The 12,897-nt window shown below is 71.9% G+C and carries 10 protein-coding genes; 2 read left to right on the top strand and 8 right to left on the bottom strand.

The genetic code is table 11. The annotated features are described in order from the left end of the window. Nucleotides 1–38: 38 nt before the first annotated feature. Together AB0O48_RS05255 and tmk are read right to left on the bottom strand one after the other, a co-directional pair. On the bottom strand, nucleotides 39–1,319 hold the full coding sequence (locus AB0O48_RS05255; RefSeq protein WP_357251723.1) for a DNA polymerase III subunit delta': 1,281 nt from the start codon (nucleotides 1,317–1,319) through the stop codon (nucleotides 39–41). Further along, nucleotides 1,319–3,409: a dTMP kinase gene (gene tmk / locus AB0O48_RS05260; RefSeq protein WP_357252048.1), complete on the bottom strand. Its 2,091-nt coding sequence runs from the start codon at nucleotides 3,407–3,409 to the stop codon at nucleotides 1,319–1,321. The genes AB0O48_RS05255 and tmk overlap by 1 nt, the downstream gene beginning before the upstream one ends. A 317-nt stretch (nucleotides 3,410–3,726) precedes the next feature. On the opposite strand from tmk, the gene AB0O48_RS05265 reads away from it, so the two are divergent. Beyond that, entirely contained in the window at nucleotides 3,727–4,932 is a 1,206-nt protein-coding gene (locus AB0O48_RS05265; protein ID WP_357251721.1) for an amino acid deaminase/aldolase, read from the top strand. 13 nt (nucleotides 4,933–4,945) lie between these two features. On the opposite strand, the gene AB0O48_RS05270 is transcribed toward AB0O48_RS05265, so the two are convergent. After that, nucleotides 4,946–5,548 carry a TetR family transcriptional regulator gene (locus AB0O48_RS05270; RefSeq protein ID WP_357252045.1) on the bottom strand — a complete coding sequence of 201 codons (603 nt, stop codon included), beginning with the start codon at nucleotides 5,546–5,548 and terminating at the stop codon, nucleotides 4,946–4,948. Nucleotides 5,549–5,774: 226 nt separating this feature from the next. Here AB0O48_RS05270 and AB0O48_RS05275 point away from each other — a divergent pair, with 226 nt between their 5' ends. Continuing rightward, nucleotides 5,775–7,091, top strand: coding sequence for a D-arabinono-1,4-lactone oxidase (locus AB0O48_RS05275; RefSeq protein ID WP_357571943.1), 1,317 nt, complete (start codon nucleotides 5,775–5,777; stop codon nucleotides 7,089–7,091). 102 nt (nucleotides 7,092–7,193) lie between these two features. Here the strand turns inward: AB0O48_RS05275 and AB0O48_RS05280 are convergent, their stop codons facing one another. The 5 genes from AB0O48_RS05280 to AB0O48_RS05300 form a co-directional block, all read right to left on the bottom strand. Then, the gene (locus tag AB0O48_RS05280; protein WP_365063089.1) at nucleotides 7,194–7,616 is read right to left on the bottom strand and encodes a DUF559 domain-containing protein; all 423 of its coding nucleotides are present in this window, start codon (nucleotides 7,614–7,616) and stop codon (nucleotides 7,194–7,196) included. Between the two features lie 3 nt (nucleotides 7,617–7,619). Then, nucleotides 7,620–8,159: a hypothetical protein gene (locus AB0O48_RS05285; protein WP_365063091.1), complete on the bottom strand. Its 540-nt coding sequence runs from the start codon at nucleotides 8,157–8,159 to the stop codon at nucleotides 7,620–7,622. A gap of 119 nt (nucleotides 8,160–8,278) precedes the next feature. Further along, complete coding sequence (gene topA, locus AB0O48_RS05290) at nucleotides 8,279–11,140, bottom strand: type I DNA topoisomerase (protein ID WP_357251712.1); 2,862 nt, start codon at nucleotides 11,138–11,140, stop codon at nucleotides 8,279–8,281. A gap of 444 nt (nucleotides 11,141–11,584) precedes the next feature. After that, the gene (locus AB0O48_RS05295) at nucleotides 11,585–12,301 is read right to left on the bottom strand and encodes a hypothetical protein (protein ID WP_357571939.1); all 717 of its coding nucleotides are present in this window, start codon (nucleotides 12,299–12,301) and stop codon (nucleotides 11,585–11,587) included. Continuing rightward, complete coding sequence (locus tag AB0O48_RS05300; protein ID WP_365063096.1) at nucleotides 12,292–12,831, bottom strand: hypothetical protein; 540 nt, start codon at nucleotides 12,829–12,831, stop codon at nucleotides 12,292–12,294. Before AB0O48_RS05300 ends, AB0O48_RS05295 begins: the two co-directional genes overlap by 10 nt. Nucleotides 12,832–12,897: the final 66 nt, after the last annotated feature.

The raw sequence follows: 12,897 nt of genomic DNA on the forward strand, positions 1-12,897 counted from the left end.
GCCTGTCGATGCCTGTGGACAACGCCGGAAGCTGCGGTTCAGCCCTTCCAGAGGGCGAGCATCATCGCCTCGACCGCGATCCGCGGCTTGACGTTCGTCTCGATCGCCGCCCGGCAGGCGAGCACGGCCTCCAGCCGGCGCAGCGACCCCTCGGCGTCCCACTTCTGCGCGCCGGCGCCGGCCAGTGCGGCGGTGTCGGTGTGCACCGGGGCGACGGGAGCGCGCAACGCCATGGTGAGCGCGTCCCGGTAGAAGCCGGCCAGGTCGACGAGCGCCCGGTCCAGTGCGTCCCGCTGGGCGCGGGTGGCGCGAGACTTCTGCCGTTTCTCCAGCTCCTTGAGCTGCCCGGCCGCGCCGCGGATCGCGCCGGCCGCACCCCGACCGGTGCCGCCCGCGCCGAGCGCGGTCTCCAGCGCCGCCCGCTCGGTCGCGTCGGCCTCGGTGACCGACGCCCCGGCTTCCGCTTCGGCCGCCTCGATCAGCGCCGACGCCGCGTCGAACGCCGCGCCGACGCCTGTCAACCGGCGCGGCACCGCGAGCACCGCCTCGCGCCGCTTGCGGGCCTCCGGGTCGCGGGCCAGCCTGCGGGCCCGACCCACGTGCCCCTGCGCGGCCGCCGCCGCCCACCGCGCCACGTCGGGCGCGATCCCGTCCCGGCGGACCAGCACCTCGGCCACCGCGTCGGCCGGCGGCTGCCGCAGGGGTACGACCCGACAGCGGGACCGGATGGTCACGGAGATGTCGTCCGGGTGGGTGGACGGGGCGCAGAGCAGGAAGACCGTCCGCGGCGGAGGCTCCTCGATCGCCTTGAGCAGCGCGTTGCCGGCGGCCTCGGTGAGCCGGTCGGCATCCTCGATGACCACCACCTGCCAGCGCCCGCCGGACGGGGTGCTGGCCGCCCGGAGCACCAGAGCCCGCATCTCGTTGACGCTGATGGACAGCCCTTCCGGCACCACGAGCCGGACGTCGGCGTGGGTGCCGCCCATCGTCGTGTGGCAGCCGGGGCACTCGCCACAGCCGGTGCCGTGCACGCACTGGAGTGCGGCGGCGAACGCCCGCGCGGCGACCGAGCGACCGGAGCCGGGCGGGCCGGTGAAGATCCAGGCGTGCGTCATCCCGGCGGACGGGTCCATCCCGCCTGGGGCGGCAGCGCCGGCCGGGCCGGCGGCACCGGTCGTCTCGGCGGCACCGGCGGTGAGCAGCGCGGGTGCCCGGTCGGCCGCGCCGGCGCGCAGAACGGCAGCCGCGGCGGCGGCGGCCCGGCGCAGGTCGACGACCGCCTCGTCCTGACCGACCAGGTCGGCGAAGACGTCCGGCATCAGGTCTTGTGCTCCATCGTCACCAACTCCGCGTCGGATAACTCGGGCTGCACCGACGTGTCCGGGCCCTGCGCCGGCCGGGGGTGCACGACGCCGCCCGGCTTGCCGAGCATCTCCTCGACCCGGCGGACCACCTGCCGGTTGATCTCCTCGACCGACCGGGACGCGTCGAGCACCAGGTAGCGCTTCGGGTCGGCGGCGGCGAGGTCGAGGAAGGCGTACCGGACCCGCTCGTGGAAGGCGACCGACTCGGCCTCCAGCCGGTCGGTGCCGGTGTTGCGGGAGACCACCCGGGACAGACCGGTCTTCGGCTCGACGTCCAGCAGCACCACCAGGTCGGGCTTGAGCCCGCCGGTGGCCCAGGAGGAGAGCCAGGACACCTCGTCGACCGGGAGTGTCCGGCCGGCGCCCTGGTACGCCAGCGACGAGTCGACGTACCTGTCGCTGATCACCACGCCGCCGCGGACCAGCGCGGGCCGGACGACGGTGGCCACGTGGTGTGCCCGGTCGGCGGCGTAGAGCAGCGCCTCGGCGCGCGGTGACGGCGCGTCGTCGCCGGAGGTGTCCAGCACGAGCGACCGGATCCGTCGACCGACACCTGTCGCCCCCGGCTCACGGGTGACCACGACCTCACGTCCGTGGCCGCGCAGCCGCTCGGCGAGCGCGGTGAGCTGGGTGGACTTGCCCGCGCCCTCGCCGCCCTCGAAGACCACGAAGAGCCCGGCGGAGACGAACGGCTCGGCCGGCATCAGCGGACGACCCCGGATGGATCCCCAGAGGTCGGCGAGGACCGGCACGCCCTTCTTGTCGTCCATCTGGCCGAAGGCGCTGATGCCGGCGAAGATGCCGGCGGCACCGGCGGCGAGCAGCAGCAACCGGGTCGACGAGATGGAGATGCCCAGGTCGGCGATTGTCAGCTCGCGGGAGCCGCCGACGCCGACCAACACGCTGCTCAGCCCGATGGCCAGGATCAGCACCAACCGGGTGCCGATCTGCACCACCGCGAACACCCGGCCGCGTACCTCGTCGGCCACCTCGCCGCCCAGCAGCGTGGTGCCGGCCAGGAACGCCATGCCGGCGCCCGCGCCGACCAGGACCGCGCCGACGATCGCCATGGACAGGTGGATGGCGAAGGCGAGGGTCATCACCGCGGCGCTGGCCAGCACGATGCTCATCCCGAACCACCGCCGCCGGGACATGTCCTTGACGACCATCGGACCGAGCCCGATGCCGAGGGCCAGACCGGCGAACATGGCACCGAAGAGCAGCGAGAACGCGGCGTCGCCAGCGCCGAGCGAGTTGGCGAAGAACTTGGCCGTGCCGACCACGATGCCGCCACCGGCGAACGCGCCGAAGATGCCCAGCACCAGACCACGCACCAGCGGGGTCTTGCCGATGTACTTCCAGCCCTCGGCAAACTGCCGGAACATGCTCTGCTCGGCACGTTCGACCTCGCCGCGTTGCGCCTCGCTGATCTCCTTGATCCCGAACGCCACCACAAGTGCGGTGGCGAGCCGGGACAGGGAGTTGATCCAGAGCGCGAGCTGAGCGGGCTCGGCCCAGTTCGGCAGGTCGCCGCCGACGGCTCCACGGACGCCCTTGTCGAGCACGGCCAGGCCGACGGCGGCGGCGATCGGGGTGAGGCCGTACGTGGTGATCAGCGTGAGCTGGTTGGCCGCCTCCAGCCGGGCGCGCGGGATCAGGTTGGGGACCGCGGCCTCCTTGGCCGGGATCCAGAGCAGGGTGAGCGACTCGATCAGGAAGGTGGCGATCAGCGCCCAGCCGACCACCAGACCGCCCGCGGCGCCGGAGAGGGCGTAGAGCGGGATGGAGGCGAAGAGCACGAAGCGCAGCAGGTCACAGATGACCATCGTCCAGCGCCTGTCGAACCGGTCGGCGAAGACGCCGGCCACCGGGCCGAGCACCAGCGCGGGCAGCAGCCGGATCGCGGTGACCCCACCGAACGCGGCGCCCTGGGCGGTGCTGCCCTGCACCTGAGAGGCGGCGAAGAGGGCGGTGGCCAGCAGGCCGAGCCAGTCGCCGAAGGAGGCGGCGCCGAGCACGATCCAGAGCCGCCGGAACGGCCTGATCCGCAGGACCGAGCGGATCGCGGCGTAGCCGGACGGATCCACCTGGCCGGAGCTGGACTGGTTGGCGGCGTTCTCCGACTGCTCTCCCGAGCGCGACACGCCGTGCGACTCGCCGCCGTTCTGGCTTTCGATGGCCGTACCTCCACGTGCCGGCCCATCGCTGGGCGCCTCCGGTGGAACACTCTAGACCGGGTGGGGGGCGGCCCCACCGATGACATTCTCCTGCTCGCTGAGCCTAGGCCGCCGGAGGCACCGGCCGCAGCCCGGACGTACGCGAGGGTATTTCGCATTTACCGCCGGACAGTTAGCGTGCACACGTGGCCATCGAAAGCGACAAACTTCGCGAGCGCCTGGATCGGGCGACCGCCCACCTCGACCCGCCCTACGCCGTGGTCGACATCACCGCCTTCGACGCCAATTCGGTCGCCCTGGCCGATCGCGCCGCCGGCAAACCGGTCCGACTGGCGAGCAAGTCGGTCCGTGCCCGCGAGTTGATCAGCCGAGCCCTCGCCCGACCGGGTTGGCAGGGCGTGATGGCGTTCACCCTGCCCGAGGCGATCTGGCTGGTCCGGGCCGGAGTGAGCGACGACGTGCTAGTCGCGTACCCGAGCGTGGACCGGGCCGCACTCGCCGAGCTGGCCGCCGACCCGACGCTCGCCGCCGCGATCACCCTGATGATCGACGGCACCGGGCAGCTCGACCTCATCGACGACGTCCGCGCCCCGGGGCAACGCGCCGAGCTGCGGCTCTGTCTGGACCTGGACGCCTCCTGGCGACCGCTGCGCGGGGTGCACGTCGGCGTCCGCCGCTCGCCCGTGCACAGCGCCCGGGCGGCCGGCGCGCTCGCCGCCACCGTCGCCGACCGGGCCGGCTTCCGGCTGGTCGGGCTGATGTCGTACGAGGCGCAGATCGCCGGCCTGGGTGACGCGCCGCCGGGGAAGACGCTGCTGGCCGGCGCGATCAGGCTGGCCCAGCGCGGGTCGTACCGCGAGTTGCTGGCCCGCCGGGGCGCGGCGGTGGCCGCGGTACGCGAGCACGCCGACCTGGAATTCGTCAACGGCGGCGGCACCGGCAGCGTGGCCGCGACCAGCGCCGATCCCGCGGTCACCGAGGTCACCGCGGGATCGGGCCTGTACGGGCCGACGCTGTTCGACGCGTACCGCGCCTGGCGACCCACCCCGGCGGCCTTCTTCGCCTGTGCGGTGGTCCGCCGGCCGACGCCGGAGCTGGCCACCGTGCTCGGCGGCGGTTGGATCGCCTCCGGCCCGGCGGCCGACAGCCGACTGCCCCGGCCGTGGCTGCCGGCCGGGCTCAAGCTGGTCGGCACCGAGGGTGCCGGTGAGGTGCAGACTCCGCTGTCCGGCGCGGCGGCGGCCACCCTGCGGGTGGGCGACCGGGTGTGGTTCCGGCACGCCAAGGCTGGTGAGCTGTGCGAACGGGTCAACGAGCTGCACCTGGTCGAGGGGGACGTGGTCGCGGCGACCATCCCCACCTACCGGGGTGAGGGGCAGGCCTTCCTCTGAGGCCCGCGCCGGCTCACGCCGGTTGGGCCACCTCGGTCTGCCCAACGGTGGACCGGTCGCTGTCCGGGCCGTCGACCTGGCGGTGCAGGTATTCCCGGATCAGCGCCTTCGCCTCCAGCAGCACCCGCTCGTCGCCGTCGGACTTGCGTCGGAACGCGAGCTTGATCAGCGCGTCCGCCGCCTCGACCGCGATCTCCAGGACGAAACGGAGCTTCGGTACGTCGGTGAGCCCGAACCGCTCGGTGAGCACCTGCGCCAACTGGTCGGCGATCACGCCGTTGTTGTCCCGCTGCTCGTCGAGCAGGTGCAGGTCGACCACGTCGCCGAAGTGCAGGGTACGGAAGCCGGGGACGGTGCGGTGCATCGTGATGTACTCGTCGATCCCCGCGTCGACGCCATCCCACCAGTGGGTCATCTTGTCGGAGGCGAACCGCTCGTCGAGGCGTTGGAGATAGGACTCCATCGTCCGCAGGGTCAGCGCCTGCACGATCGCCCGTTTGTCCGGGAAGAACTGGTAGACCGACCCGATCGCCACTTCGGCACGCTCGGCGAGCAGGGTCGTGGTCAGCCCCTCGTACCCCACCTCGTCGACGAGCTCGGCGCAGGCATCCAACATGCGCTGGACCCGCGCGACACTTCGACCCTGCACCGGAACGCGGCGCAGCGGCCCGGTCGTGGCGGCTGGTGTGGACACTCGGCGCCACCCCCCTTCGACGGATGAACATATCTCCACGTCACGAGTCCGTGACTACCGGTACAACGAGCGGATCGCAATTGCGGTATTTACCAGGCACAACGTTCCTGATATGAAGTCACTTCATATTCATGAATGAGGAGTGCGCATGGTCGTCACCGCACCGCTCGCCGCTGAATGGTCCAACTGGGCCGGCAACCAGCGTGGCAGCGCCACCGCGATCCTGCGCCCCGGCTCGCCGACAGCTGTCGCCGAAGCCGTCCGATCGGCCGCGGCCGACGGTGCCCGGATCCGCGTGACCGGCAGCGGCCACTCGTTCACCGCCGTCGCGCTCGCCGACGACCGCCGGATGGAACTGTCCGAGCTGGACACGGTCGTCAGCGTCGACGTCGCGCACCGACTGGTCACCGTACCGGCGGGAATGACCCTGCACGCACTCAACGGCCTGCTCGCCCGGCACGGCCTCGCACTGCCCAACCTCGGCGACATCGACGCGCAGACGGTGGCCGGGGCGATCTCCACGGGCACCCACGGCACCGGAGCCGGCTACGGGTGCCTGTCCACCTTCGTCGAGGCGATCACCCTGGTCACCGGCACCGGTGAGGTGCTGCGCTGCACCGCCGACGAGCATCCCGACGTGTTCGCCGCCGCCCGGGTGTCACTCGGCGCGCTCGGCGTCCTGGTCGAGGTGACCCTGCGCTGCGTGGACGCCTTCGTACTGCACGCCCACGAACGTCCCGCCGAACTGGCCGACGTCCTCGGCGACCTGCCCACGTTGATCGGCTCGCACGACCACGTCGAGTTCTACTGGTTCCCCTACACCTCGCGGGTGCAGGTCAAGACCAACGACCGGGTGCCGGCCAACGACCGACCACTGCCCCGCTGGCGCGGCTGGCTGGACGACGACTTCCTGGCCAACCGGGTCTTCGCCGGCGCCTGCCGACTCGGCCGGGCCGTGCCCGCGCTGGCCCCGGGCATCAGCGCGGTCTCCGCCCGCGCCCTCACCGAACGGCGGTACACCGGCCGCTCCGACCGGGTCTTCTGCACCCCGCGCCGGGTCCGCTTCGTGGAGATGGAGTACGGCCTGCCCCGCGAGGCGTTACCCGAGGCGCTCGCCGCGCTCCAGCGGATCGTGGACGGGCTGCCGTTCAAGGTGCTCTTTCCGGTGGAGGTGCGATTCACCGCCGCCGACGACATCTGGCTCTCGCACGGCTACGGGCGGGACAACGCCTACATCGCCGTGCACCAGTACGTCGGCATGCCGTACGAGCCGTACTTCCGGGCCTTCGAGAAGGTCACCGCCGGGCTGGGTGGCCGCCCGCACTGGGGCAAGCTGCACTACCGCGACGCCGCCTCGCTGGCCACGGCGTACCCCCGCTTCGCCGACTTCCAGGCCGTCCGCGACCGCCTCGACCCCGACCGCGTCTTCACCAGCCCCCACCTGACCCACGTCCTCGGCGCCTGACGGCCCCCGCCGGCCCCGCCCCGCCGGCCCCGCCGCCCCGCCCGGAGATCTTGGAAGGAAAGTGCCCGGGGAGGGGCGGTTTGCTTCCAAGGTCTGTGAATGTCAGCCCGGCCAGCCTGCGGCGCCCAGGGCGGCACGGAGTTGGGTGACGACCTCGTCCGGTTTGGCACGGATGGCCCAGGCCGGGAAGCGCAGCACGCGGTCGCCTTCGATCCACAGATCGTTCTGCCGGCGCATGTCCGCCCACCATGCGCGCGGATCGAGGTGTTGGCCGCCGTCGACCTCGATGTGCACCCGCCACTGCTCGAAGTAGGCGTCCAGGTAACGGCGTCGCCCGGTCTCGTCATAGCGGATCTTCTGGCGCGTCGGTTCGGGTAGCCCCGCACGACGGATCAGGCACAGGAAGTCCAACTCCGGCAACGAGTGTGACCCACCCGCCGCGTCCGCTGCCGTGGCCAGGATCAGCTGGCGACGGCGGACCCGGGGCAGCCGTTCGACGACCAGGTGCAGGTCGTCGGCGGCCACGAGTCATTGTTGGAATGCGGCGGCGACAATCGGGCGTGCCTGCTGGTCATCGCCCGCCCACTGCGCGGCGTCGACGATTGAGCGAGCCGGCATGGTCCGTCGAGGTTGGCCCACCGCCAGCACATCCTGGTCCGTCAGTGTCGTGGTCCGGTGCGCCACCACACCGGCGGGCAGCGACCCACGCCGGCAGGAGGCGGGGAGCAGGATGTGGATCGGGCGGCCGGGGAACCCTCGTACTCCTCCGGCCTGTGCAGCGGTCAGACCCCCGAGGATCGCCTGTGGTCCCGCGGCGAGGACGGCCACCCAGCGGAGTTGGCCGGCGTTGACCGGTCCGTTGTGCGCGACCAGCACGGCGCGATGGACCTGTCGCCACCTGCCGGTCGCCAGCCGGTGCCGGATGGCCTTGGGCGACAGGTGCCGCCTCGCCTGGGCGAGGCTCAACACGTCCTTCTGATGAAAGAGCAGCCAGCTCAGCTCGTCCGCGTCATCGCTCGGCAGCCGGCGAGCCCAGGCAGCCGGCGACGACGCCCTCCGGAGACTCATGACCGTCAAGTCTCCCGATGGCCGACCCGAACGGCAGTCCCTGTGGACAACGACGAGATCTTGGAGGGAAACCGCCCCTCCCGGGGCACTTTCCTTCCAAGATCTCCTGTCGTGCGGGGCTACTCCGTGCTGGACGCGGCCTTGCGCGGGGCGGCCTTCTTCGCCGGGGCCTTCTTCGCCGCGGTGGTGGCCTTGGCCGTCGTGGTCTTCTTCGCGGCCGTGGACTTGCTGGCGGCAGCCGTCTTCTTGGTGGCCGTGGCCTTCTTCGTGGCCGTGGCCTTCTTGGCGGGAGCCTTCTTCGCCGCCGCCTTCTTCCGCGGCGCCGGACCCTTGGCACGCTTCTCGGCCAGCATCTCGGACGCTTCCTCGATGGTCAGCGCCTCCGGAGTCTGCCCGCGCCGCAGCGACGCGTTGAACTCCCCGTCGGTGACGTACGGGCCGAACCGACCGTCCTTGATCACCATTGGCTTCTCGGTCGCCGGGTCGACGCCCATCTCCCGCAGGGGCGGCGCCGCTGCCCGCCGTCCACGGGCCTTCGGGGCGGCCAGCAGCGCCAGCGCCTCGTCCAGGCCCACCGTGAACATCTGGTCTTCGGACTCCAGCGAGCGGAACTCCTCGCCCCGCTTCACGTACGGGCCGTAGCGGCCGTTGTTGGCGAAGACCTCGACGCCGTCCGGTGCGACACCGATCAGCCGGGGCAGGCTGAGCAGCTTGAGCGCCTCTTCCAGGGTGAGCGAGTCCGGGGTCTGCGTCCGCAGCAGCGACGACTTGCGCTCACCGCTGGACACGTACGGGCCGAACCGGCCGGACTTGAGCACGATCGGCTCGCCGGTGCCGGGGTCGTCGCCGAGCTTGCGCTCGCCGCTGCCGCCGAGGAACAGCTCGTGCACCTTCTCCGGGGTCAGCTCGTCCGGGGCCAGGCCCTCGGGGATCGGCGCACGGTCACCGCCCTGGGTGCCGCTCTCCTCGCCCTCAGCCGGGGCTGCCGGTGCCGGCTGCTCGCCGCCGGGCAGCTCCCGTTGCAGGTACGGCCCGTACCGGCCGACCCGGACGACCACCTCGCGGCCCTCGTCGTCGGTGAAGAGCGGGATGGAGTTGACGCTGCGGGCGTCGATGTCGCTCAGGTTTTCGGTGACCAGCTTCTTCAGCCCACCGGAACGGGCGATGTCCTGGTCACCGGCACCGTTGGAGCTGCCGAAGTAGAACGCGGTGAGGAAGTCGACAGCGGCGTGGTCACCGCCGGCGATCTCGTCCAGCTCGTTTTCCATCGTGGCGGTGAAGTCGTAGTCGATCAGGCGCGGGTAGTGCCGCTCCAGCAGCCCGATCACCGCGAACGCCAGGAAGGTCGGGATCATCGCCTGCCCGCGCTTGGTGACGTACCCCCGGTCCTGGATCGTCTGCATGATCGACGCGTAGGTGGACGGGCGGCCGATGCCCAACTCTTCCAGGGCCTTCACCAGCGACGCCTCGGTGTAGCGCGACGGCGGCTGGGTGTGGTGGCCCTGCGCGGCCAGCTCGTCGGCGGTCAGCGGCTGGTCCTTGACCAGGGTGGGCAGCCGGCGCTCGGCGTCCTCCGCCTCGGCGTTCTCGTCGTCGCTGGACTCCACGTACGCCCGCAGGAAGCCCGGGTCGGTGATGGTCTTGCCGGTCGCGCCGAAGTCGGCCTCCTCCTGCGAGGTGGAGACCGCCCGGATGCGCACCGACACGCTGGAGCCGACCGCGTCGGTCATCTGCGAGGCGATGGTGCGCCGCCAGATCAGCTCGTAGAGCTTGAACTCCTCGGCGGACAACTCCTTGGCCACCTCGCCCGGGGTGCGGAAGTTGTCCCCCGCCGGGCGGATCGCCTCGTGCGCCTCCTGCGCGTTCTTCACCTTGCCGGTGTAGCGACGCGGCTCCGGCGGCACGCTGCGCTCGCCGTACAGCTCGACGATCTGCCGACGAGCCGCCGAGATGGCGGTCTCCGACAGGTTGACCGAGTCGGTACGCATATAGGTGATGTAGCCGTTCTCGTAGAGCCGCTGCGCGGTGCGCATCGTCTGCTGCGAGGACAGGCGCAGCTTGCGGGCCGCCTCCTGCTGGAGGGTCGAGGTGATGAACGGCGCGTAGGGGCGGCGACGGTAGGGCTTCTCCTCGACCCGGGTGACGGTGAACGGCCGCCCGTCGAGGCGGGCCGCGAGACCCCGGGCGCCACTCTCGTCCAGGTGGACGACCCCGGCACCGGGCTTCACCCGGCCGGTGGTGGGCTCGAAGTCCTTGCCGGTGGCGATCCGGTCGCCGTTCAGGGCGATCAGGGTGGCGTTGAACGCGCGCGGGCCCTCGCCGGCGTTGGACACGGCGAGGGTGGCCAGGATGTCCCAGTACTCGGCGGTGCGGAAGGCCATCCGCTGCCGTTCCCGCTCAACCACGATGCGGGTCGCCACGGACTGCACCCGGCCGGCCGAGAGCCTCGGCATGACCTTCTTCCACAGCACCGGGGAGACCTCGTAGCCGTACAGCCGGTCGAGGATCCGGCGCGCCTCCTGGGCGTCGACCAGATCGCGGTCGATCTCCCGGGGGTTGGCCACCGCCGCCTGGATCGCCGGCTTGGTGATCTCGTGGAAGACCATCCGCTTGACCGGGACCTTGGGCTTGAGCGTCTCGACCAGGTGCCAGGCGATGGCTTCGCCCTCGCGGTCCTCATCCGTCGCCAGGAAGATCTCGTCGACCTCCTTGGCCAGCTTCACCAGCTTGCTGATCTGCTGCTTGCGGTCGGCGGAGACGACGTAGAGCGCCTGGAAGCCGTTGTCCACGTCCACCCCGAGCCGGGCCCAGGGCTCCTTCTTGTATTTGGCCGGCACATCGGCGGCGTTGCGCGGCAGGTCGCGGACGTGACCGAAGCTGGCCTCCACGACGTACCCCGGGCCGAGGTAGCCCGAGATCGTCTTGGCCTTCGCCGGTGACTCGACGATGACCAGACGGGTGGTTCCAGCTTTGCTCGGCACGTCTCTCCCCGACCTCACTCCTGCTCGTGGCCTGCCAGCGCCCGGACAGCGACCGCCTTCGACCCCGCCGTCGCACCGGCGGTCCGGATGTCCAACGTAACGCGCCGCCCGCGTTTCGGGTTTCGCGGGCGGCAAACCGCCACCGCGCGACGGTCAACTCTCGCCCCGCCGCGCTCGGCACTGCCGGACGGCGCCACCGTACACCGTGGGTAGGGCTCGAAGAGGGTCACTGTGACGATGGCGGGCCTACGACCGAGGGTCGACCCGCCCGTTTTCCGCCTGGATAGGGCCTGTCGGCTGTCCGGCACCGGACACCCCGCCTCGCCGCCGAATCCCGTCGATCATGGACTTGTGGTGGGCGTTATAGACCCGAACAAGCAGTTCGTCCACCACCGCAACTGCATGATCGACCCGGGCCGGGCGGGGTTCAGGGTCGGGTGGGGTTCAGGGTCGGGTCGGCCAGGCGCTGGCGGGTGCCGTCGGGGGCGGGCCACCGACCAGTTCGGCGAGGCGGTCCAACCGTCGCCGGCCGCTGATCAGGTAGGCCGGGCCGCCCGCAACCGGGCTGAGCAGCGTGCCAGCGAGCCCGGCCGCGGCGAGCACGACACCGATCGGTTCCCAGCACTCCCGGTCGTCCACGCCGAGCCGCAACAGGAAGCCATCGGGCGGCTCCGGCGTCCCGGCCGCGGCGAGCCACAACCGCAGCCGCCGGCCGGTCAGGTGGAAGGTGGCCGGCGGGCGTTTCGCCGTACCGTGCAGCCAGGCCGCGGCGAGCGGCTTCAGGACCCGGGTGTACGACGTCCGCACGGCGTGTCGCTCGCCCTCGGTCGGCTCCCAGCTCGCCGCCAGCCCCCGCGACGCCAACTCGGCGACGAGCACGTGCACCCGCCACGCGGCGTCCACCTGCACCGAGAGCCGGGCGGTGCCGCCCATGCGGACCACCTCGCCCGGCCCGGCGAGCAGCCCGGCCAGGTCGGCGATCGTCGGCTCGGCCGCCTCCGCGCCGAAGAAGACAAGTTGCCGATCCACGTCGTCACCTGCGGTGGGGCCGTTGTGGGGCGGCCCACGCCGCCGTCGCGCGGGTGCGGGCGCGTCGGACTCGGGGGCGGGGAACAGCGCCGGTGGTTCCGCCGCGGTGTCGTCGAGCCCGCTCAGTGACACTCCGGCACCTCGTCGAAGGCTTTTTTCAGCTCCTCGGAGTTGAGCTTGCTGGTGTCCAGCGCGCTGGCGTCGTACTCCATGTTGAGGGTCGCCACGGCGGCCCGCACGCCGTCGTAGAAGGCGGTCGGCTCGCCGGTGCCCAACCCGTCGATGGTGTCCCGGGCGCGGCCGTACGCGTCCCGCATCATCCCCAGTGAGCTGCGGAAACCGGCGGAGATGGCCTCGCCGTTCTCGGCCTCCGGTACGCCCGCCTTCTCCACCTTGCGGCGGGCGGCCTCGCTGGCCCGCTCCGCCCCGTCGAAGAGCCGCACCAGGTTCTCCTTGGCCTGCGCCGGCGTGGTCTGCGCGGTCATCTGCTCGTCGGTGCTGCTGGTCAGCTTGTTGATCTCGGAGCGCCACGGGGTGAGCGCGCCGCAGACCGAGGCCGCCCAGGCCCGTGGGCTGGGGCCCCCGCCGCAGCCGGCCAGGACGACGATCGTGGCCAGGACCACCGTGAACTTTCCGGCGGCAGACGCCCGGCACGTACGCATGCGTTGCAGCGTACGGCCTTTGGCCAGGTGTGGCATCGGGCCGGACGGCCGGGGTCCCCGGTCGAC

This window comes from Micromonospora sp. NPDC085948 (assembly GCF_040686315.1).
Classification (GTDB): Bacteria; Actinomycetota; Actinomycetes; order Mycobacteriales; family Micromonosporaceae; genus Micromonospora.